Raw genomic sequence first — 21,168 nt, 5'->3', positions numbered from 1 at the left:
CGACGGAACGCAACCCCTCCGCCTCAGCTCGTGTGGGACGCGTCCGCGCGCGAACGCAACCGGACGGCGTCGATGTGGAGCCGCATCGCGGCGACGGCCGACGTCGGGTCCGCAGCCAGCGCCTCCAGGATGGCCCGGTGTTCCTGGACCGCACGATCCGTGTCGTCCCCGCCACCCTCGACGATCTGCCGCATGCGGTGCACGCGCGTCGTGATGATCTCGGACATCTCCTCGAGGAACGGGTTCCGTGTCGCGTCGAAGATCAGCTGGTGGAACTGCCAGTCGCTGCGGAAGAAGCGGGCCATCAGCTCTTCCGGAGCGTGCGCAGCACCGACGGACGCGACCTCGGCGGCCACCGCAGCCTGCTCGTCGAGCGCTGCCGCCAGTCGCTCACGCAGGCCGTCGACGTCGCCGCGGGCCGCGAGCTCGACGGCACCGCTCTCCACGATGAGCCGGGCGTCGAACAGGGCCTCGAGCTGGTCGCCGGCCAGGGGCGGGGAGACCCGGTAGCCCTTGTTCGCTTCACGGGTGACGAGGCCGGTGCGTTCGAGTTGCACCAGGGCTTCGCGGACCGGGGTCGGCGAGACCCCGAGGGAGCGGGCCAGTCCGTCGATCGACAGCCGCATGCCCGGTTCGACGTCGTGGCCCATCAGGACCTCGAGCACCCGGTCGTAGACGCGGTCGCGCAGGCCGAGCTGCGTGATGCGCTCCGTCCCGAAGCCGGGCATGGTCGTGGACATGGGTCGATCCTAGAGAATCCACGACTCGGGCTCGGTGGGAGGGCTCCGAGCCGGTCCCGGCGCTGAAGTTCTGCGCTCGCGGGGCTCAGTTGAAGAGCGACGCTGCGCCAGGCTTCGCTGCCGAGCACTCCTCAACGGACACCGTCGTACTTCGACTACTACGCAACGCCCGACCCGCTTGTTGCGATTCCGGTCAGGACCGCGGCGGCGGCGAGCAAGAACCCTACGACCATCACGGCAATCTGCCACTTCCGCGGTAGGAATTCCCGACCCGGTCGGAAGTTGATCCCGCAGTAGATGACACCAGCCGCGAACGGCACTGCGCCCGCGGCAAACATCACTATGAGCAAGGTTTTCATGCGACTGCCAAACCTGTAGTCGCGCAGATATTCATTTGCGACGACCACGGAAGACTGCGAGAGCGCCACCCACTGCAACCAACGCGATCACAATGACAATCCAGACGCCAAACGGCATCCCTCCACCCGGGTTCATAATTGCGTCGTAGTGAACGATCAATTGCCGCATGTTGCTTCCGTTCGTGTCAGGTCAGCTGCCAGCTGGCGGTACCCGCCACGCTACAGTTCCCGCGAGATCGCCTCGGGCGCACGACGAGCTTCGATGACGGCAGACCGAAAGCGACGCGCCCTGATTTCGTCAGGAAACCCCGGAGCTGCAGGGATGCAGGGTCGGCAAGCTCGGCAGCTCGGGCTCGGCGTTCGAGAACCCCGACGAACGAGGCAAGGATGCCGAAGTACATACCGAGGAAAACGAGCGCGCCACCGAGCGGCCAGAGGAGGCCGGCCACACCGCCGCTGGGACTCAGCGCGCCGGTAACACCGAGTCCGATCCCTGTGAGGGCCAGGACGAGTTCCGTCGGGAATCTACGTCGATGCGTACTCAGATCTACGGACACTAGTGCTCGCCGCTCGGGTTCGAGAGACGACGAGACTTCAGGAGACGCAGCGCCGCCAGACTGAAAGTGTCCGTGAGTCGACGGCCGATTGGACGTTCTGGTTGATGACCTCCGACATCGCCCGCAGCGAAGTGAGGCCTACGGACCCGGCCCGGCTCGAACGGGCAGCCACCCTCGCCATGCTGCGGGCAGGACGCATCCTTACCGGGTAGATGCGCCTTGGGCGGGTTCACGTCGAGAATATCGCCGCAGCGCCCTAGCTCGGGTCTCGTCAGCCGATCGGTCATCGAGACGCCACCAGCGTTAGGTTGGCTCGGTGGACGTGATGAGCGCGAAGGTGTTGGGGTCGATCGCTCTCGCCTTCGGACTGGTGTTCATCACGACGTCGATTGTCCGCTTCATCCGCCCAGACCTTGACGTGGTGCTAGCGGTCCTGAACACAGTGCTTGGCATCGTTTGGCTCGGAGCGGGCATCGGGTTGTGGCGCTTCGCACTTCGGAAGGCGAAGCGCGGCCAGTAGAGGATCGGCTAGCGGGACACGATCTGCGGCATGCTTCAGGCATGGCCCAAGTGAAAGCACCTGCTCCAAGAGGTTTGGCGCTCGTTCAAGTCCTTGCAGTGTGCGCGCCGCTCGTTGGGGCGGCAGCAGTAATCTCGGGCATCGCGCAAGCTCGATCCGGAGACACCATCGGCTACCTACTTGTCGCGCTGGGCGCCCTAATGTTCCTGCCCACGTACTACTTCATCCGGATCACCCGGATCACCCGGATCGCTCGCCGCTGAGCCATCTTCAATCGAGTCTCACCACTCCCCCGGCACGGTGCATGATGGGGCCGTGAGTGAAGAACCTGACGAGAAGCCATCGTGGTCTCGTGGCACCACGATTCTCGTCGGGTCCTTGCTCGTTCTGTCTCAAGTACTCACGATCACGTCTCGCGTTCTCAACGGCGATAGCTTCCTCAGCCCGTGGGTCATTACCAGCGCCGCTCTCGCCGTCATCGGCGCCATCTTCGCCGGGATCGCATTGACCAGGACGAAGCGATCGCATTGATCGCTGGTGCCGCTCGCTGACGTCCGGTAGCCGATCCCCTATCGGACGCGCGTCAGGCTCCACCAACGACGCATAGGGGCTGGTGCAGTCCGCCGAGCGGTCTGAGCAGGCCCCGAGTGGTCTGAGGCTGTGTCACCGACGTGTCAGAGGGAGCAAGACCCAACTGAGACTCCGGCGTTCACAGCCGTAGAACAGAGCAGGCCCACACCAAGAAAGGCGCCACCCATGAAGAAGAAGAAGGTCTACGCGTTCAGCGTGGAGACAACCATCACCGGAACGCCGGGCCCCCGGCGGAGCCCGGCTGTATCGAGTCAGCTCGTCGCGGTCGCCGGCATCGTTACGACGCTGGCCGGCATCGCCACCACCGTGGCCGTGCCGCTGCTTATGCGCTGACTAACGGGGTACTCAACTGCACCCGGCCGTGGAGTTGAGTGTTCTGTCCACAGGCCGGCCGTGACATGCATGAGGCCCGGCCACCAACGGTGGCCGGGCCTCATCGCGAAAGGATGCTCGGGTCAGCCCTTCACGTTCTCGGGGTCGTTGCCCGGCGCGATCGTGTCCTTCGCTCGCACCTGTCCCTCCCGGTTGTGGATGGAGAGTTCACCGCCACCCTGGTTGCTGATGATCGTCCGCGCGCGGTCGATCGCCTCAGCCTGGGTTTCGGTGTGTGCGGAGGCTCGGCTTCCGCCGCCTCGCACGTCCCACCCGCCGTTCGCGTTGGGCACCACGTTCCTGTTGCTACTCATGTCACCTCCCTCGTCACGGACAACGTAACCCCGCACTCCGACATCCACATATGACACACAGCGTGTCGGAGTTACAGATCGGTCAGGCCGGGACTAGTCGTCGGGCCGGCTGGTAGCTCGGATGCCGGAGAAGGAGCGCGGCAGCTCGATGCCCGCCGCGCGTCGGGCATCGGTGCGTGCGCGGTCGCGAGCGCCGTCGGGCCCATATACGGTGCCGCACTCCGAGCATGATGTGCCGCCGGCGGGATCATCGTCGATCGGTTCGAACCAGATCACGGATTGATCGAAGCCGCAGCCCTCGCACGCACGCCCGAACACCATGCCGCTGTCGTAGTCGGTCATGTCGCCCCTCTCGTTGCGGGGACGGTACCGATGGGCGCCGACAATCGGGTACCTGCTCGAGCATCCGGTGCGAACCCGCGGTGAGTGGCCACCTCCAGGCGCGACCGACAAACCGAGCCGTGCGCTCAACTGGCTTGGCGATGAGGCTGTCACAAACGACCGTTTGTGGCACGTCTCTCGCGCCACCCTTCGAACTGCGGGGCGCGCGGATGCATTTTGTGACGAAACACAGTGCCGGTATCTATGTGCCGTTTCTATCTGCCGATGACGGGTTCCGTTTCACTTGAGCTATGGGTGAGCTCCTTGGGTATGCGCGAGTGTCGACGACGGACCAGGATGCGGCGCTGCAGCTCGACGCCTTGAATGCGGCCGGCTGTTACCGGGTGTGGGTCGACACGATTTCCGGGTCTCTTGAGCATCGTCCGGAGCTGACGAAGTTGCTTGATCAGCTTCGCCCGGGTGACACGCTCGTGGTGTGGCGACTCGACCGGCTCGGTCGATCGATCGATCAGGCATCTGATCGATCAGCTCCAAGCATTGGGGGAGCGGGGTGTTGTTTTTCGGTCGCTACAGGAGACGATCGACACCACCTCGCCAGGTGGTCGGCTTGTTTTCCATGTGTTTGCGGCGTTGGCAGAGTTCGAACGTGATCTCATCCGTGAGCGCACCCACGCGGGGCTCGCGGCTGCGCGCGCTCGTGGGCGCACCGGTGGGCGCACGCCGCGATTGTCGGCGGACCAGGTGCGGACCGCTCGTCGGTTGTATGAGCAGCAGGACATGACGGTGGCGCAGATCGGTGACGTGCTTGGTGTGAGTCGGACGACGGTGTATCGAGCGCTCCGACGCGAGAGCGAACCAATCGCTGGGAGGCGGCGGAAGCCTCCTGAGTGACTGTGTGCTGGCAACTGCGTCCGGGTCACCTCGCTCCGAGGCTGAGTGCTGCGGTGCTGAATCTGATGCTGCCAAGCGCGTTTGCCGATCGGCCTGTACCCGCCCCGTCGGAGTCCGCGAAGCTTCACTGGCTGAAGATGCATTAAGACCGCTGCGGTACTACCGCTGCTCATCTGGGGTTCTTCCGGAGACCCCCAAATGGGTGGGGGTATACGTGTTCAGCTTCCTCATATGCTTCGGGCGCTGACAGCAATTGGTGCCGTCACTCTGAACTAGGGGGTTTCGTGCGCTCATTGCTGCACGCTCCGCGCACGAGGGGGCGCAGCATCGCTGCTGCCGCCTTGGGCGCGCTCGCACTTGTTGGATCACTGCTGGTCGCCACGCCGGCGCAGGCAATCAACGACACCGGCACCGGTGGTGTGTTCGTCCCCGCATCGGGCCGTGTCCTGGACACCAAAGTTGGTACGGGCGGGTTCAGCACGCCGATGGAAGCCGGGAAGTACCGGACGATCAAGATCACCGGCACCGCGGGGATCCCCGATGACGGTACCGTCGGCGCTGTGTCGCTGAACGCGACCGTCAGCGGCTCGCCGGACAACGGCATCCTCTACGGCCGGCCTGATGCGGACACGTCGCGCACGACGATGCTGATCTACAACGACAACGCGGGTGAGTACGTCTCCAACACTGCGATCGTCGCCGTGAGTGCGGCTGGCACCATTCAGGTGTCGACCGAGACGGCTGCGCGGCTGATCCTCGACGTGCAGGGCTACTACACCGCCAATACCGACGGTACCGCCGCTGGCGGGTTTGTCCCCGTCGCGGGCAAGCGCATCGTCGACACCCGCTCCGGGCTCGGCGCTCCAAAGGCGCTCCTCGCGCCGGGGACGAGCGTCGACATTCAGGTCACCGGCGCCAATGGTGTCCCGGACGGGGCGTCCGGCGCGGTCGTGAACCTCATCCCGATCAACTCCACTGCCTCGGACGGCTACCTCACCCCGTATGCCACCGGTGCCACCCGTCCCAGCAACGCGCTGCACTACGCCCCGTCGGTGAACACCTCGATCCAGGCGCAGGTACAGCTGTCATCGAGCGGCAAGATGACGATCTACAACGGCTCGTCGACCATCAGCCTCGTCATCGACCTGCAGGGCTACTTCACCGCCGCCGGCACCACTGGCGCGACCTTCACCCCCGGTGTCGGTCGGGTGTTCGACTCCCGAGCATCGGGTAGCAGCATCCTCTCCAAGAACGAGACCCGCGCGATCCCGGTCGCCGGCCAGGCCGGCGTCCCCGTTACGGGCTCCGGCATCACCGCGGTCGTCCTCACGCTGACCGCCGTGCATGGTGGCAGCGATGGCCGCGCGTCCGTGTGGGCCGGCGGAACGACGCAGCCGGACACGACATCGATCAACTTCCAGACCGACGAGATCCGTACCAACACCGTAACCGTTGCCCTTGGCGCGAACGGCGATATCAATCTCAATAACGTTGCCGCCCCCACGAACTACGTCATCGATATCCAGGGTTGGTACATCAATCTCGTCAGGCCGACGATCACTTGTCCGTACACGAATGGCAGTACGGATCTCACGATCCCCGAAAGTGACTTCCAGTGCGACGTGTCCGCACCGCCCAGCGGTGGGACCGGCCAGGAGTTGCGTGTCACTGCGGACGGTGACGAAACTTCTCAAGTCCTCAAATCCTCAGCGTCGGGCACGAATGCGAAGGTCACTGTTCCGGCCCGTGGCGGCGACCATCAGGTGGACGCCGAGATCGTTGACAGCGCGGGCAACGTTGTTGCTGGCTCGTCCTTGGGCTTCCACCTGGGTGGCGATTGGGCCAACGAGGCAATGACTGTACTTCCGTCACAGGATGCTTACGCCTCGGTAGGTACGTGGCTTGCTGTTGAGTCCGAACGCGATATCTTCCCCGAAGACACGACGCAGGTTTATACCATCAGCGCCAACCCAGACGGGGTCTCGACTCCTCTGGCTGTTAGCGAACCTATCAATGGGTCGTACTTGGTTCCGTCCGGAATTCTCCAGGACGGACAGCGGTATTATTGGACAGCAACTACCACAGGAACGTCAGCGGGGGCCGCGGCAACTGTTCGGACGCCGGTGCACGCTTTCACCGCAACAACAGCGAAGATCAACAACAGATGCGCGGCGGCGCTCCAAGGAGTCGCAGAGGCCTCTTCGCTCTCGCGGGCGGACTATGAATCCACGTGTCAGGGCGATGACTCGCAAGACCCTGGCGTTGTAGCCGACACCGATGACCTCGGGGTTGACTTCAGTGATGACACAGCAGCTACCGCAAGCCTTGCTGTGGCACGATCGGCAGGTGCCATTCATTCCACCTACGGAACAGCTACCGGGCACGCTCCGGCCTACAACTGGAAGAGCGTGATGCGGGGTAAGTTCTACTACGATGGAACGAGTGCTTGGTCCAAAAAGAAGCACCGCGGCAAAGTTGGCTATCAGCGCTGTGACGATGACGGATCGTACGGATTGGGCGTCGCCGTGGGTGTCAAGGCCTGCGGGAATTATTCGCCAAAGGGCAAGGATATTCTGTACGAAACTGTGAAAGTGGACTACGTATTCAGAGGCTCACCAGTTTCCTATACACAATCATTCCACCTTACCGTTACAAAGTCCGGCAAGAAAACGGGCGGAAAGGGGGTCGGTTTCTAATGGAAATGGCATTTAAGCGAAATCAACTTGTGGTTCGAATATCGGTTTCGGTAATTATTGTTGTGGTTGTGTTGCTCGCAACGGCTATATTTCCGGGGCTTGGGACGATCGTTGCAATGGTGGCGCTTCTCATTGCGCCACTTCGGCGCGATAAGGTCCTCCTGCGCGTGACAATCGCTGCAGGTATCTTTGCGCTTGTAATTAGTTTGTTCGTGCTCTATTCAGTGTTTGCTCCAATGGGAGTTAGTTATACATTCAACTGAGTAGGAAACTAAGAGGGAGGGGCTTGCCCCTCCCTCTTAGTTTGCAGCCGCAGGCGAGCTGAATTGGCTAGTTTTGAAAAAGTGGGTGCTGTGCCATCGTGAGAATGTGTACGTGGACAGTGACGTTTGGCATCGGGCTTGCGGCACACGAAGAACCCGCGTCTCCCGCCGAACTCGGAGCGGTCAGCGGGTGAATTCGATGATGAAGTTACGTTCGTCCGCCCCGCTGCAGGTGAGTGGAGCGGGTTCCTGGAAGCCAAGTTCGTCGACTGCAGGGCAACTGGCATAAGAGTCCAGTATCGGCGCGAATGAGAACAGCCGGCCACCTCGAGGGGTGGCCGGCTGTTCTGCGTGGGGGAGTGGCGTCAGTGCGCGGCGTCGTACGCTTCGCGGACTGCCTGGCTGATGCGGCCGCGGGAGGAGACCTCGTGGCCGTTCGCCCTGGCCCACTCGCGGATCTTCGCGAGCTCTTCGGAGTCCCCACGCTTCGGCGCGCCCCCGGAGCTGGTACGCCCGGCGCGGCCGCTGACCTTCCGCGCGGCAGCGATGTAGTCAGAGAATGCCTCGCGGAGCGCGTCAGCGTTGTCATCGGTGAGATCGATCTCGTAGTGCCCGCCATCGAAGGAGAAGGACACCGTGCGCCCCTTGCCTTCCTCGATGGTGTCGCCGGTGAGGTCATCGACCAGGTGAGTGGTGACTTTCTGCGACATGGGATATACCTTTCGATTGGGAGCTGCCTCTACTGTGTCAGATATCTCGTCGGGCGCGCGTCTTTGCAGACTCAGGGCGAAGTCAGATTCGGGTGAGCCGGGGACAGGGCTGCTGGACCGGGCGCCTAACCCATGCTCGTTGTCACGCTGTCTGCAGTTGGGTGAGGCCGCTCAATCGTCCAGGCACGGTAGCCGAGACCGCGTCGGATCCCGAGGCTCTCGTCCTTGTACGTGCCGAGGTTCACTCGTCGGAGCTCAGCGCCGATCGATGCTGCAAAACGCTCGCTCATGCGTCGCGCTGCCAGATTGTCGTCCTGGGTGGCGAAGGCAATCGTCCGGCACCTGGTCTGCTCTGCCACGGCGTTCATCAGTGCAGTGCCGATGCCACGTCCACGTACTGCCCCCACCACCCCCACGAGCTGGACGAATACCGGATCCAATCCGGTGGTTCCGGACATCGACACGCAGAACCCGACAGCTGTCTCCTCGATCATCGCGAAGAGCACCCGCTGGGCAGCGATCGTTTTGTCGTTGCTGGCTGCTGATTGGACCGTGATTCGTTCGCAGGCGCCCTGCAGATATTTCATCCAACGAGCGTCCCCGGAATCTGCTGTTGCCTGCCGGATTGTGAACTCGGATGAGGTGAGTTCCTCCAGCGAAGTGAGCCACGCCGCGAGGTCGGGGTCGAAGGCTGGATGCAACGGGTAGCTGTCAGATCGGATATCGTCCACGGCTTCACGCTACGGCTGGCGTGCTTGAACGTGGGTCGCTGTGGCTCTTGGAGGTTTCAATATTCCCAAGGGTGGCCTCGTCCTGCAGGACCCGGCAGCCGTGCCCGAATGGTCCACCGCTACGCCCGTTCGGCGTGCGCTCGAAGGCGCTACCCAGCGCAGGTCACGAACCGTTGAGGAGAAGCTGGAACTCGTCGCCGGCGGTGCCGGCATCGCGATCCTGCCGCTATCAACGGCCCGGTTCTACCGCCGCCCAGACGTGGCGTTCTGCGTCATCACCGACCTGGCACCCACCGCCGTGCACATCCTGGGAAGCTAGCCGCTTCTCGGAGCGCATCACGGCATTCGTCGACGGCGCACAGTCCATCGCTGCTCAACGCTGACGTCAGGCATCGCAAAGTCTGCCCGCTTGAGAATCGGCTACCGGACGCTCGGCTGCGTGGAGCAGGGGCGCGAGGTGCCTTGTCCGCGAGGGACGACCGTTCCGGACGAGGACGGGCCAGCGTCGAACTGTGGCAAAAGGTCCGGCGGCGCGGACTCACCCCCTCGACATCACCGCGTACCTCACGGCAGAAGAAGAAGGCGATGGGGCCGACCACCGGCCCCGCGCTCAACTCGATGCCGGACCGCCCTGTTGAACGTCGAAGCAGCGCGCACAAGTGCAGGTCGAGCAGCGCGGCGGAAAGCTGGCGGTAGGGGGAGGCGGTATGCCGTCGCCTCACGGCGCGTACCTGCCTGAGTGCGGAGTAATGTTCATTTGCCGCTCTACCCGGGAGCGTGCTCCGGGACAGAACGGACTACGCAATGCGGCGCATCGCCCGCTCAGCAGCCATCGGTGCTGTTGCACTTCTCACCGCAGGACTCTTCACCACCGTCGGCACGTCGGAGGCGAACGCTGCCACGGCGAGCGGGGGCGTCTTGCAGATCTTGTCCCCGTGGTACCAGACGAAGGGCGAACCCGAGTTCGCTGACGGGGACAGCGTCGTCCTGACCGACGCCGACACCACTCGAGGGATCAACGCTCGCACGACCGGCACGGGTCGCGGTTCGTTCACGCTGAGCCCTCCAGAAGGGAAGCCACTGACGACGGGGGTTTACTGGCTCGACGGCAACCACCCGCACAGCGAGAAGCAGCCGACGCTCGAGATCGACGGAACGTACATCTACGGCGAGTTCTCGATCCTCGACCTCGCGTCCGACCCGACGAACGGTCAGATCACCAGGTTCGACGCGGTCGTCCCGGGCGTCGGCGAATTCCGGTTCGGCGAGGACGCTGCCGGCTCTGTGATCCTGGGCGCACGGAACGTCGTGTTCACGAAGACGTTCATCGGGTTGCCGAAGACAACCCAGGTCGAGACTGTGCACAACACCGGCGCAGCACCGGTCACTATGGGGAAGCCGGCTGTCACGGGGGTGAACGCGAGGTCGTTCTCGGTCAGCAACAGCACCTGCGAAGCCACCCTCGCAGCCGACGCGACCTGCACGTTCAACATCAACTTCCGACCGAGGACCGCTGGTCCCGCCACCGCTGTGGTGAACGTGCCGGTCGGCGGAGCAACGCAGACGGTGGCGTTGACCGGTTCGGCGTTCCTCGGGAAGACGATGATCACCTCCTCCGGGAAGGACATGGTCAACAAGGGCAAGACGACGAAGGCAACCTCCGGCTCAACGGCGATGTCGATCTCGTACAGCGCACTCGCTTGGTGGTTCAAGGCGGATGACCTCGACGGCAGCGGCGGCATCGTCAGCGTCCGCCTCGAAGGCCCGTACGGCAAGGTGTTTCCCCTCGGTACGACGAAGACGACGATCAGTGGGAAGTACTCGATCGTCACAACCGTCGACGGGTACGGATGCGACACCAACGGCACGATGACGGTGAAGCAGTTCAAGCTCGACCCCGTCAGCGGGTTGCCGGACACGGTCGACATGTCGTTCACGCAGTACTGCGTCGACAAGATCGCACAGCACGGCACGCTGCAGTGGCAAGCACGGTCCGACGTCACGGCACCGGCAGCCCCGACCGGGATCCGGGTCGGTTCAGCAACACCGACGAAGGTGAAGTGGACGTCGTCCACATCGAAGGACGCAACGTCGGTCGTCGCTCGTCTCGTGCAGGGCGACGGTGCTGGCGCGACCGTCCAGAGCGGTGTGCCGCTGGTGGTCACCGGCGCTTCCGCGGCGGTGCCGCGGCTCCCGACCGGCCAGCGGTACACCATCGCGGTGTTCGCCGTAGACGCAACGGGAAACGTCAGCAAGGCGGGAACGACGTCCTTCGGGACCGCGCCGATGACCGTGATGGCTCCAGGGCGTCCCACCATCACCGGGACGACGACCGGGCCCGGTTCCGTCACCGTGTCGTTCGACGCGCCAGCAAGTGATGGGGGCCTGCCCATCACGAGCTACATCCTCTCCGATTACCGAGACAGTGTGACTGGAACGTCGAGCCCTCTGACGCTCACAGGGTTGTCCGCCGGGAGCAACATGGTCTCCGTCACCCCGGTGAACGCAGCAGGCAAGGGCATGCCGTCGTACAGCAGGCAGGTCACCATCGGATAGCAGTGTCGATGGCTCACTGAAACGGGGACTACGGCCGTCCGATCCCGACTGCCGCGACGGCAAGGTGCGGCGATCTACGTGTTCGTCGCCGCCTTGAGGATGACGACGGCGAGCGCGGTCAGCAGGAGCGCGCCGCCGAGGCCGGCGAGCGGGTACCAGACGCCGCCGGCGCGGTGGTGGCGGCGGAGGCCGAACGCTCCGCCGGTGATGACTGCCGCGAAACCGCCGAAGAAGGTGAGGCCCATGCTGCTGTACCAGCCGGCATCCCCGCAGGAAACGGTGCGGGCGGCGCAAGTGCTGTACGAGATGAGGCTCTCGTTCAGGATGTAGCCGACGCAGCCGATCGCGGCGAGCAGCCCGACGACGATGACGACCCAGATGAGGACGAGGTTCCACAGCGCGCCGCGGTCGCCGAGCGGTGCGCGTTGGATGCGGGACGCCATCGGGCTCCTGTTCTGGTCCGTCTCTCGGATGTCATCAGAGTGCCATGCGGGCGGCGAGGATCGATGCCGTCGCCGCTGGCCACAGCGCATCCAGCCGCGGTCCCCATGGTTCTGCCATCACCCCACTCTGGCGAAGCGCTGTCACCTCCGACAGGGAGACCCAGCGCCAATCCATCACCTCGGTCGGATCCGCTAGCACCGCTGAACCACTCGGCTCCTGCACGACGAAGAGGTCCACGAGCGCCGTGTCCTCGGTGAAGCGGCCGACGCGGCGCAGAGTTTCGGGCTCGACTGTGACGTTAGTCTCCTCGAGCAGCTCTCGGCACGCAGCTGCAGGACCAGTCTCGCCTGCCAACGCGCTCCCACCGGGGAACTCCCACCCGAAGGCGAACTCCTTCGTCGGAGCCCGCTGCGTGAGCAGGACGGTTCCGTCGGCTCGGTAGACGCACACCGTGACCACCAGATGGAACGCCCCACCCGGCCAACCCGCGTCACCGTCCCGGAACGTCCCACCCATCGGCGCCCCGGCCGCGTCAACAAGATCCCACCACTCGTCCACACCGCCAGCGTAGGACGAACCGGCACGCGGAACGTCAACATGCGGTGGCAGCGGATCGGCGGCCGAGACGTGGTCGAGGGGTTCCAGTGGTCGGAGCAGGACGGTAACGTGCCGCCATGCACTGGGGGGACACCGGACTCGACGACGAGCAGATCGCGTTCGTGCAGCAGACACTCCCCGATGCCGTCATCGTGGCCGATGACTCCTGGGGGCTCCTCGACACGAAGGTCCTGCACGTCCGCGCTGGCGACGACGGCTTCACCGTGAAGGCCTCCGGCCCGACCAACACGCACTTCCCCCGCGAGCTCGACGCTCACCGCACCGCCACCGCTGCACTCCGAGCCAGCGGGGACGCCGGTGCCCTCGTCGCCGCGAACGAGGAGCACCGCGTCCTCGTGCTGGAACGCGTCCCCGGGCACCTCGCCCTCGGGACCCCGGACGAGCACGACACCGACGTCCACCGTCAGGCCGGGGCAGTGCTCCGACGGCTGCACGACCAGGACACCCGCCACGACCCGACGTTCCTGCAGCACGAGCAGGCGAAGGCACTGGCGGCGCTCGACGCCCCGCACCGGATCCCGGACGAAGTGGTCGCCCGGGCACGAGCGGCACTGCGCGCACTCCCGACCGACCACACGACGCAGTCCCTCGTCCCGACCCACGGCGACTTCCACCCGCGCAACTGGATCGTGGACGACGACGCCCGCGACGACCGCAACGACCACGACCGCAGGCTGCGCGTCATCGACTTCGGCCGGTTCGGCTGGCGCCCCGCGTCCTTCGACCTCACCCGCCTCGCGGTGCTCCACTGGCAGCACGATCCCGCCCTCGAGGAGGCGTTCTTCGACGGGTACGGCGACGATCCGCGCACTCCGGACGCGTGGCGCTGGCTCCAACTCCGCGAAGCAGTGGGCACCGCGACCTGGGCATACGCGGTCGGCGACGAGGGCTTCGAGGCCCAGGGCCACGACATGCTCCACCGCGCCCTCGCCGCGTTCTGACCCGTCAGACCGGAACGCAGCTCACGGCACCCGCACGAACCGCGGCGCCCCACGGTCCCGCAGTCGGAAGCCGAGGTGCTGGTACAGCCCGATCGCCCCGGTGTTCCCGGCGGCCGCGTGCATCAGAGGGGTCTCCCCACGCTCCCGGATCCCGTGCGCGACGGCGAGCACGAGCCGCCGCCCGAACCCCTGCCCCCGGTACGCCTCGTCCGTGCACACCGCGCTGATCTCGGTCCACCCGGCGGGTGCAGGCGCTCCCCCGCCATGGCGACGAGCCGCCCGTCCCGCCGGATGCCCAGGTACGTGCCGAGCTCGATCGTCCGCGGCAGGAACGGCCCCGGCTTCGTCCGCTCCACCAGGGCGGTCATCTCCTGCACGTCGTCGGGCGTCAGCACGACGGCTTCGTCGTCCGGTGCACCCTCGATCGCCTCACCGGTCAACTGCACGCCGCCGGCACCCTCGACGAGTTCCCACCCCTCGGGCAGGACGGCAGCCGCACCGACGCCGAGCATCCCGCCCGACCCGAGCAGCGCCCGGACGTCCTCCCAGTCCTGCGCGGTGGGCTGCGCGGGGATCCCCGTCCACACCGACACGTCGGTCTGGTAGCGGACGACGTCGCCGCGCCGCTCGGCGAACCGCGCATGGTGGCTGTTCAGCGCGGCCATGGCGGGTGCGTCGAGCATGCGTGTCGGGGTGCCGTCGTCGGCGATCGTCAGGTCGAGCGTCCGGAGCGCCTCGCCGCGGGAGTCTCCGCCGCGGAACCCGAGGTCCTCGATCCGCCGTCGATCGCCGTCCGCCCACCCGGCGGTGTCCGCGACGACACCGGAGGCGTAGTGGTTCGTGGCACGGTGGACGACCAGTTCGACGTCCGCTGCCGAGGCCACGAGGACCTCTCCGGGTCGGGGCAGCGCGGTCGAGGTCGGCGCAGTCGTCGTCATCCCACCATTCTCCGCCCGCGGCGAGCGCCGCCGGCGCATCGTTGCACCCGGTGACGCCGTGCCGCGGCTCGCACGGTGCGAGGGGGCCCACGGCCCGTGCGAGGTTCCGTGCTCGGTGCGGGGGCACGTGCGCCGCACGGAGTACGGAACCTCGCACCAGGCCGAGCACCCCGCCCCGCCTCACCCCAGCCGCGCCGCCACGAACTCGACCATCCGCCGCACGAGCAGCGCCTGCGACGACGCCCGCCGGTACTCGTGCCCCTCACCCTCGAGCTCCAGGTACTCCACGTCGTGCGACCGCTCCCGCAGCGCCGTGACGACCTGGTGCGCCTCACCGATGGGCACGTTCGTGTCGAGCTCCCCGTGCACGACGAGCAACGGCGCCGTGACGTCGTCGATCGCCCGCATCGGTGACAGTGCCTCGAGCAGGGCTTCGTCCTCGACAGGGTGGCCGTACTTCGTCGCGGCAGCGGCCGCGATCCACGGTTCGGTGTCCCGGTAGAAGGTCGCGAAGTCGCTCATCCCGCACACCGCGACCCCGGCCGCGAACACCTCGGGTGTGAACGCCAACGACGCGAGGGTCGCGTACCCGCCGTACGAGCGCCCCTCGACGGCGACGCGGGAACGCTCGGCGTACCCGTTGGTCACCAGGAACCGCGCGCAGTCCACGACGTCGGCGAGCGCGTTCCACCGCAGCGCCAGGTCGTCGGCGTGCACGAACTCGTGGCCGTACCCGGAGGACCCGCGGATGTTCGGCGCGAACACGGTCACCCCGGCGGCGGCGAGCGCCTGGTGCTGCGGCGAGAACGTGGGTCGTTCCTGCGACTCCGGTCCGCCGTGCAGGTGGACGAGCGCTGCGCGGCCGGGAGGCACGACATGCGTTCCGACGTCGGCTCCCGTCCCCGACGCGGTCGGCTCCACGGCCCGGTACAGCCACCCGGTCAGCTCCAGTCCGTCGCGGGCGGCGAACCGCTCGAGCGTCGGCTCGACCAGCTGCACGTCCGGCAGCACCGGCACGTCGGTGACCCGGCTCCAGGTCAGCGCGTTCGTGTCGAGCCGCCACAGTTCGCGCGGCCGGGTCGGTCCCTCGACGGCGAGCAGCACGCTCCGGCCGTCACGGCTGAGCACGGGGTCGGTCACGACGTACCCGGGCAGGTCCGGCACGGGGGTGCGCGAGGCGTCGTGCGTGTTGATGAGGTCGAGTTCGCTGCGACCGTCGACGTTCCAGACGAGCAGCAGGGTACGGCCGGCGTCGTCGGCGTCCAGGTACTCGAGCTCGGCGTCGTCGCGCTCGACGATCCGCCGCGGTGTGCCGCGCCAGCCGTGCGGCCCGACCGGCTGCGCGACGAGTCCGCGGCGGGGCAGTCCGGCCTCGGTGGCGACGTAGGCGACGAGCGGGCTGGTCTCGCTCGCGGGCGAGGGCCGGAGGAACGCGATCTCGGCGGACCCGTCGGGGTCGTCGGCGAACAGGGCGTGGCTCTCGTCGGTCAGCCGGTCGACCACGACGACGAACTCCTGACCGCGCTGCCCGTCGCTCAGCACGACGAGCCGTTCCTCCACCGACAGGTCGAGGATGTGGATGAGTTCCCCGACGGCCAGGTCGTCGCGGTCCCCGGTGACCGGGTCGACCAGGTACGCACGGGCCGGCTGCTCGGGCTCGGTCGAGGGCAGCGTGATGACGACCCGGTGCCCGCTGCGGCTCCACGGTCCGAGTTCGGCGTGCTGGTACCGCGAGCCGGCGATCTGCGCGGCGTCGGAGCCGTCCGGCCGCACCACCCAGACCTGCTGCTTCACGCCGCCGTCGGTCGCGATGGCCACGGCGAGCCACTCCCCGTCGGACGACCACGACACCCGGATCACCGGGTCGTCGGACAGCGCGATCCGGACGGGTTCGGGCACCTCGCCGTCGACGACGACGTCCTGCACGAACACCTCGGGGGTGCCGTGCCGGTCGGAGACGAACGCCACGCGCCGGGCGTTCCGGGTCATGGTGGGGCCCCACGACCCCCAGGCGGCGGCGAGCCGCTCACCCAGGTCGGCCGCGGCCCTGGTGGTGACCGAGGGGCGGACGTCGGCCGACGCCGCGACGCTCGCCGCGCCTCCCGGCTGCATCACCGCACCCCCTGCTGCTGCAACCACATCTCGATCAGGCCGAGCTGCCAGAGCGCGTTCGCGCCGATCTCGGTCCGCGTGCTGTTCGGGTCCTGGAGCATCCGCTCGACCGTACCCGGGTCGAAGAGCCCGCGCTCCCGCGCCTCGGGTGCGTGCAGCGCGTCACGGACGCGCTCCAGGTACGGACCCTCGAGCTGGCGGATCGCGGGCACCGGGAACGACCCCTTGCTGCGGTCGATGACGCTGTCGGGGACGATGCCGCGGGACGCTCGCTTCATGACGCCCTTGCCGCCGTCCGACAGCTTGAGCCCGGGTGGGATCGCACCGGCGAGCTCGACGAACTCGTGGTCCAGGAACGGCACGCGGGCCTCGAGCCCCCACGCCATCGTCATGTTGTCGACGCGCTTCACCGGGTCGTCGACGAGCATGATCGTGGTGTCGCTGCGGAGCGCGGCGTCGACGCTCGTCTCCGCTCCGGAACGCGCGAACTCGCGGTCGACGAACGCCGACGGGGTGTCGTCGTCGCTCTTCCACCGCTCCCCGAGCAGCCCCTGCAGTGCCGGCCAGCGGCGGTCCATGAACACGGAACGGTAGGCCTCGGCGGCCTGGTCGCGGGGGACGTCGGCGAGCGGCGGGTACCAGTCGTAGCCGGCGAGCACCTCGTCGGCACCCTGGCCGGACTGCACGACCTTGACGTGCTGCGAGACCTCCTGCGACAGCAGGTAGAACGCGACGCAGTCGTGGCTGACCATCGGCTCGCTCATCGCGGCGACCGCACCGTCGATGCCGTCGAGCAGGCGCGACGACGGGATGTGGATGCGGTGGTGGTCGGTGCCGAAGTGCTCCGCGACCTGGTCCGAGTACTCGAACTCGTCGCCGGACTCACCGCCCGCCGCCTCGAACCCGATGCTGAACGTGGCGAGGTCCTGCTGCCCTGCCTCGGCGAGCAGCCCGACCACGAGCGAGGAGTCGATCCCACCGGAGAGCAGCACCCCGACCGGCACGTCGGCGACCATCCGGCGCTCGACGGCGGTGCGGAGCGAGCCGATGAACGCCTGCTCCCAGTCCCGCTCGGACCAGTCGGCCCTGGCGGGGTCACGCTCGAAACGGGGCTCCCAGTAGACGGTGTCGTGCGCGGTGCCGTCGGGGTCGATCACCCGGACTGTCGCGGGCGGGAGCTTGCCGACGCCGGCCAGGATCGTGCGGGGTGCGGGGACGATCGAGTGGAAGCTCATGTACGAGGCGAAGGCGACGGGGTCGATGGACGTGTCGACGCCGCCAGCGCCCGTGCCGCCGCCGGCGCTCGTGCCGCCGCTGCCGCTCGTGCTGCCGTTGCCTCCGCTGCCGGCGTCGCCGGCCAGGATCGCCGGCAGGGAGCTCGCGAACCGGAGGCCGCCCGGGACGGGCGCGACGTAGAGCGGCTTGATACCGAGCCGGTCCCGCGCCAGCACCAGCCGGCCGCTGCCGTGCTCCCAGATGGCGATGGCGAACATCCCGATCAGGTGGTCGACGAACGCGGTGCCCCACTCGGCGTACGCCAGGGCGATGACCTCGGTGTCCGACGTCGACGCGAACCGGTGCCCCTTGCCGTGCAGCTCGTCGCGGAGCTGCCGGTAGTTGTAGACCATCCCGTTGTAGGCGATCGTCAGCCCGGCCTCGGCCAGCACCATCGGCTGCGCGCCCGCGGTGGACAGGTCGACAATGGACAGCCGTCGGTGCCCGAGCGCGACCGGTCCGCGAGCCCACAGGCCGTCGCCGTCCGGGCCGCGGTGCGTCATGCAGCCGGTCATCCGGGCGACCGCCCCGACGTCCGGCGCTCGGCCGTCGAACCGGATCTCACCCGCGAGTCCACACATCAGCGCTCTCCCTCGGTGTCCGCCGGGGCGGAGTCGGTGTCCGCCGGGGCGTTCCCGACGATCCACGTGTCCTTCGCGCCGCCGCCCTGCGACGAGTTGACGACCATGCTGCCCTCGGGCGCGACGCGCGTCAGGGCCACGTCGGCCAGGTGCACGTCGTCCGGTCCGGTCCCCGTCGCGTACACGAAGGCCCGCAGGTCCACGTGCCGAGGGTCGAGACCGGCGGGTCCGATCGTCGGGTGCGAGGACAGCTGCACCACCTCCTGCCCCACCCATCCGGCGGGGTCAGCGGCGATCTCGCGCCGTCGTTCCGCGACCTCGGGGGCGCTCGCGCTCGGTCCGATCAGGACCCCGCGGCCGCCCTCACCGTCGACCGGCTTCGTGACGAGTTCCCCGACGCGGTCCAGGACCGACAGCCGTTCGACCTCGATGCTCGTGCGGTACGTCGGCACCGATGCCAGCAGGGGTTTCTCGTCCAGGTAGTACCAGATCAGGTCCGGCACGGTGACGTACATCGCCTTGTCGTCGACCAGCGCGTTGCCCGGCGCGTTCGCCAGGTAAACGCGTCCTGCCTCCGCCGCGTCGATTATCCGCGCACCCAGGTCGGGAGCGTGCTCCGCGGTCAGCGCACTGACGTCGCGGTCGATCCGCAGGTACAGCCCGTCGAGCACGTCACCCGTCGTCACGTCGACCACGCGTCCGTCACGGACGTCCAGGTCCGACGCGGACAGGAGGCGCAACCCGGCACCGTCAGCCAGCCTGCGGTGCTCGAACCACGCGCCGGCGGCGGGGCCGTCGCTGACCAGTGCGATCACGGGATCGGTCGCGCCCGTCACCGCGGTGGTGTTCGCGCAGAGGGTCCGGCGCAGCCGGTCGATCACGCCGTGCGGGTCGCGCAGGTGCGCCGGCCGCGGGGCGTCCGGCACGACGTCGTCCATCAGCTCGCGCAGAGCGATGCCGTACGCGACGCCCGAGGGCGAGCGGACGTTGTCCTCGAGCACCCGCCAGCCGCCGAACTCGTTGCGCACCAGGTCGAACCCGAGCACCGGCGCACGGACCGCGGTCGCCGGCAACCGGGTGGCGTCCGGGTCCCAGCCCTTCGCGCCGACGAAGTGGTCCGCGTCCAGCACGCCGTCGGCCACGATCCGCCGGTCGCCGTACGCGTCACGCAGGAACAGCTCGATCGCGCGGGCACGCTGCCCCAGGCCACGCTCGAGCTGCGACCACTCGTACGCGCTGATCGTCCGGGGCACCAGGTCGCAGCCGAACGCCTGCGCACCGCCGTCCACCACGAAGCCGACGTGGTGCTCGCGGGTCCAGACGTCGCGGGCGGTGCAGCGCTCGATCGCGGTCTCGGCGTCCCACCCGTCGAAGAACGCCGCCAGGTCACGGAACGCCGGACGGGGGCGTGCCCCGGGGCCGACCGCCTCGTCGCCGGCGCGGACGCGGTACCCGGGGATCGGGACCACCGGGTCCTCGTCGCGTCCGGACGGGAGCCCCGCGGTGTCCTCCACCACCAGGGCGACGACGTCGTCCATCTCCCCGCGCTCGGCGTAGGCGGTGCGCTGCCGGTCGGTGGAGTTGCCGCGGGCGAGGGTCGCGTCGAGGAGCTCCGTCACCGTGCCCCAGTCGCCGAGCTCCTCGAGCTCGGGGCGCAGGCGGGACACGAGCTGGCGCACCGCGACCTCTGCAGGCAGCCGTTCGGGGTGCTGCCCGAGGCCGACGAGTTCCCCGCTCAACCCGGAGCGGGCGGCCTGCCACATCGCTGCACGGTGCAGGGGTTCACTGCGCGGGTGCCACTCGGCGCCGGACACGACCGACTTCTCGGCCTTGCGCACCGCGGCGCGGAAGAGTCCGGCGATGAGCACGGCGTCGTCCACCACCGGCGTCGCGTCGCAGACCCGGAGCTCGAGCGTCGGCGCGTGCGACGACGGCCGCACGTCGAAGTAGGCCATCTTCTTGTCGGCGATCACACCCGAGGCGATCAGGTCGTCGAGCACCCGGTCGTACTCGGCGGCGTCCTCCACCGGGCCGAAGCTGCCGGCCGACGGCCACCGCTGCCAGATGATGCTCCGGAACGAGGCGTACCCGGTGTCCTGCCCGTTCCAGAACGGACTCGACGCGCTCAGGGCGAGCAGCACCGGGAGCACCGGCGCCACCCGCTGGGCGATCAGCACCGCCAGGTCGCGGTCGCTCACCCCGACGTGCACCTGCAGGCCGCAGATGAGCTGTTCGTCGACGAGCATCCGGTACTGCTCCTGCATCCGGCCGTACCGACCGCCGGAGCTCAGTTCGAAGTCGGCGTACTCCGACCTCGGCGCGGTGCCGACGGCGGCGATGGTGACCCCGGCCGGAGCGATCGCGGCGCTGAGCTCACTGCGCAGGTCGACGATCACCCGCCGCAGGTCGTCGAGGGTCCGCACCACCGGGGTGTTCGTCTCGATCGTCGTGCGCTGCAGCTCGGCGCCGAAGCGGTCGGTGGGCAGTTTGGGCAGAAGGCGCGGGGCCTTCGCGGAAAGTCGGCCGGACTCGAGGTCGATGAGGTGCAGCTCTTCCTCGGCGCCGAGCGTCAGCTCTGCACTCATGGCTGGAACCTACGCGTGTGCCCTGTGGCGTG

At 67.6% G+C, this 21,168-nt stretch carries 19 protein-coding genes and 1 pseudogene; 8 read left to right on the top strand and 12 right to left on the bottom strand.

Annotated elements, in window-relative coordinates:
- Positions 1–23: 23 nt before the first annotated feature.
- Positions 24–740, bottom strand: coding sequence for a GntR family transcriptional regulator (locus tag DEJ21_RS01225; protein ID WP_017887786.1), 717 nt, complete (start codon positions 738–740; stop codon positions 24–26).
- A gap of 1,232 nt (positions 741–1,972) precedes the next feature.
- Between DEJ21_RS01225 and DEJ21_RS01210 the strand changes: the two genes are divergently transcribed.
- The 3 genes from DEJ21_RS01210 to DEJ21_RS18070 all read left to right on the top strand — a co-directional run bounded on the left by DEJ21_RS01210 (position 1,973) and on the right by DEJ21_RS18070 (position 3,100).
- Complete coding sequence (locus DEJ21_RS01210; RefSeq protein ID WP_111223453.1) at positions 1,973–2,176, top strand: hypothetical protein; 204 nt, start codon at positions 1,973–1,975, stop codon at positions 2,174–2,176.
- 315 nt (positions 2,177–2,491) lie between these two features.
- On the top strand, positions 2,492–2,707 hold the full coding sequence (locus DEJ21_RS17905) for a DUF1129 domain-containing protein (RefSeq protein ID WP_146247673.1): 216 nt from the start codon (positions 2,492–2,494) through the stop codon (positions 2,705–2,707).
- A 225-nt stretch (positions 2,708–2,932) separates the two neighbouring features.
- Positions 2,933–3,100: a hypothetical protein gene (locus DEJ21_RS18070; RefSeq protein WP_181435746.1), complete on the top strand. Its 168-nt coding sequence runs from the start codon at positions 2,933–2,935 to the stop codon at positions 3,098–3,100.
- Positions 3,101–3,222: 122 nt separating this feature from the next.
- Here DEJ21_RS18070 and DEJ21_RS01205 read toward each other — a convergent pair whose 3' ends face one another.
- Both DEJ21_RS01205 and DEJ21_RS01200 read right to left on the bottom strand, forming a co-directional pair.
- The gene (locus DEJ21_RS01205; RefSeq protein ID WP_258374811.1) at positions 3,223–3,432 is read right to left on the bottom strand and encodes a DUF2188 domain-containing protein; all 210 of its coding nucleotides are present in this window, start codon (positions 3,430–3,432) and stop codon (positions 3,223–3,225) included.
- A 114-nt stretch (positions 3,433–3,546) separates the two neighbouring features.
- On the bottom strand, positions 3,547–3,795 hold the full coding sequence (locus tag DEJ21_RS01200) for a hypothetical protein (protein ID WP_111223451.1): 249 nt from the start codon (positions 3,793–3,795) through the stop codon (positions 3,547–3,549).
- Positions 3,796–4,085: 290 nt separating this feature from the next.
- Between DEJ21_RS01200 and DEJ21_RS01195 the strand changes: the two are divergent.
- Both DEJ21_RS01195 and DEJ21_RS01190 read left to right on the top strand, forming a co-directional pair.
- Positions 4,086–4,686: pseudogene (locus DEJ21_RS01195) on the top strand (recombinase family protein).
- A gap of 284 nt (positions 4,687–4,970) precedes the next feature.
- Positions 4,971–7,382 carry a hypothetical protein gene (locus DEJ21_RS01190; protein ID WP_146247672.1) on the top strand — a complete coding sequence of 804 codons (2,412 nt, stop codon included), beginning with the start codon at positions 4,971–4,973 and terminating at the stop codon, positions 7,380–7,382.
- A gap of 628 nt (positions 7,383–8,010) precedes the next feature.
- Here DEJ21_RS01190 and DEJ21_RS01185 read toward each other — a convergent pair.
- Both DEJ21_RS01185 and DEJ21_RS01180 read right to left on the bottom strand, forming a co-directional pair.
- The gene (locus DEJ21_RS01185; protein WP_111223449.1) at positions 8,011–8,355 is read right to left on the bottom strand and encodes an Lsr2 family protein; all 345 of its coding nucleotides are present in this window, start codon (positions 8,353–8,355) and stop codon (positions 8,011–8,013) included.
- Between the two features lie 125 nt (positions 8,356–8,480).
- Entirely contained in the window at positions 8,481–9,086 is a 606-nt protein-coding gene (locus tag DEJ21_RS01180; protein WP_111223448.1) for a GNAT family N-acetyltransferase, read from the bottom strand.
- Between the two features lie 100 nt (positions 9,087–9,186).
- Between DEJ21_RS01180 and DEJ21_RS18455 the strand changes: the two genes are divergently transcribed.
- Positions 9,187–9,405: a hypothetical protein gene (locus tag DEJ21_RS18455; protein ID WP_220036540.1), complete on the top strand. Its 219-nt coding sequence runs from the start codon at positions 9,187–9,189 to the stop codon at positions 9,403–9,405.
- A gap of 599 nt (positions 9,406–10,004) precedes the next feature.
- Positions 10,005–11,642: a choice-of-anchor D domain-containing protein gene (locus DEJ21_RS01170; protein ID WP_181435745.1), complete on the top strand. Its 1,638-nt coding sequence runs from the start codon at positions 10,005–10,007 to the stop codon at positions 11,640–11,642.
- Positions 11,643–11,716: 74 nt separating this feature from the next.
- On the opposite strand, the gene DEJ21_RS01165 is transcribed toward DEJ21_RS01170, so the two are convergent.
- Positions 11,717–12,085: a hypothetical protein gene (locus DEJ21_RS01165; protein WP_111223447.1), complete on the bottom strand. Its 369-nt coding sequence runs from the start codon at positions 12,083–12,085 to the stop codon at positions 11,717–11,719.
- A 34-nt stretch (positions 12,086–12,119) separates the two neighbouring features.
- Positions 12,120–12,644, bottom strand: a complete 525-nt coding sequence (locus tag DEJ21_RS01160) for an NUDIX domain-containing protein (protein WP_111223446.1) — start codon at positions 12,642–12,644, stop codon at positions 12,120–12,122.
- Positions 12,645–12,760: 116 nt separating this feature from the next.
- On the opposite strand from DEJ21_RS01160, the gene DEJ21_RS01155 reads away from it, so the two are divergent.
- A complete protein-coding gene (locus DEJ21_RS01155; RefSeq protein WP_111223445.1) occupies positions 12,761–13,645 on the top strand; it encodes an aminoglycoside phosphotransferase family protein in 885 nt (294 codons plus the stop codon).
- Between the two features lie 21 nt (positions 13,646–13,666).
- Here DEJ21_RS01155 and DEJ21_RS18515 read toward each other — a convergent pair whose 3' ends face one another.
- The 5 genes from DEJ21_RS18515 to DEJ21_RS01135 form a co-directional block, all read right to left on the bottom strand.
- The gene (locus tag DEJ21_RS18515) at positions 13,667–13,864 is read right to left on the bottom strand and encodes a GNAT family N-acetyltransferase (RefSeq protein WP_258374807.1); all 198 of its coding nucleotides are present in this window, start codon (positions 13,862–13,864) and stop codon (positions 13,667–13,669) included.
- Positions 13,768–14,583 carry a GNAT family N-acetyltransferase gene (locus DEJ21_RS01150; RefSeq protein ID WP_258374806.1) on the bottom strand — a complete coding sequence of 272 codons (816 nt, stop codon included), beginning with the start codon at positions 14,581–14,583 and terminating at the stop codon, positions 13,768–13,770. The genes DEJ21_RS18515 and DEJ21_RS01150 overlap by 97 nt, the downstream gene beginning before the upstream one ends.
- A gap of 180 nt (positions 14,584–14,763) precedes the next feature.
- Positions 14,764–16,695: a prolyl oligopeptidase family serine peptidase gene (locus DEJ21_RS01145; RefSeq protein WP_111223571.1), complete on the bottom strand. Its 1,932-nt coding sequence runs from the start codon at positions 16,693–16,695 to the stop codon at positions 14,764–14,766.
- Positions 16,695–18,551 carry an N-acetylglutaminylglutamine amidotransferase gene (locus DEJ21_RS01140; RefSeq protein ID WP_111223444.1) on the bottom strand — a complete coding sequence of 619 codons (1,857 nt, stop codon included), beginning with the start codon at positions 18,549–18,551 and terminating at the stop codon, positions 16,695–16,697. Before DEJ21_RS01140 ends, DEJ21_RS01145 begins: the two co-directional genes overlap by 1 nt.
- Positions 18,551–21,136, bottom strand: coding sequence for a carboxylate--amine ligase/circularly permuted type 2 ATP-grasp protein (locus DEJ21_RS01135; protein ID WP_111223443.1), 2,586 nt, complete (start codon positions 21,134–21,136; stop codon positions 18,551–18,553). Before DEJ21_RS01135 ends, DEJ21_RS01140 begins: the two co-directional genes overlap by 1 nt.
- Positions 21,137–21,168 lie beyond the last annotated feature (32 nt).

Source organism: Curtobacterium sp. MCSS17_006 (assembly GCF_003234215.1).
Lineage (GTDB): Bacteria > Actinomycetota > Actinomycetes > Actinomycetales > Microbacteriaceae > Curtobacterium > Curtobacterium flaccumfaciens.
This window is presented reverse-complemented; position numbering and strand designations above follow the sequence as displayed.

Bases quoted from the DNA above. Each gene is read 5' to 3' on its own strand.
- DEJ21_RS01225 (WP_017887786.1), bottom strand. From the start codon at position 740: ATGTCCACGACCATGCCCGGCTTCGGGACGGAGCGCATCACGCAGCTC.
- DEJ21_RS18070 (WP_181435746.1), top strand. From the start codon at position 2,933: ATGAAGAAGAAGAAGGTCTACGCGTTCAGCGTGGAGACAACCATCACC.
- DEJ21_RS01200 (WP_111223451.1), bottom strand. From the start codon at position 3,795: ATGACCGACTACGACAGCGGCATGGTGTTCGGGCGTGCGTGCGAGGGC.
- DEJ21_RS01185 (WP_111223449.1), bottom strand. From the start codon at position 8,355: ATGTCGCAGAAAGTCACCACTCACCTGGTCGATGACCTCACCGGCGAC.
- DEJ21_RS01165 (WP_111223447.1), bottom strand. From the start codon at position 12,085: ATGGCGTCCCGCATCCAACGCGCACCGCTCGGCGACCGCGGCGCGCTG.
- DEJ21_RS01155 (WP_111223445.1), top strand. From the start codon at position 12,761: ATGCACTGGGGGGACACCGGACTCGACGACGAGCAGATCGCGTTCGTG.
- DEJ21_RS01150 (WP_258374806.1), bottom strand. From the start codon at position 14,583: ATGACGACGACTGCGCCGACCTCGACCGCGCTGCCCCGACCCGGAGAG.
- DEJ21_RS01145 (WP_111223571.1), bottom strand. From the start codon at position 16,695: ATGCAGCCGGGAGGCGCGGCGAGCGTCGCGGCGTCGGCCGACGTCCGC.
- DEJ21_RS01140 (WP_111223444.1), bottom strand. From the start codon at position 18,551: ATGTGTGGACTCGCGGGTGAGATCCGGTTCGACGGCCGAGCGCCGGAC.
- DEJ21_RS01135 (WP_111223443.1), bottom strand. From the start codon at position 21,136: ATGAGTGCAGAGCTGACGCTCGGCGCCGAGGAAGAGCTGCACCTCATC.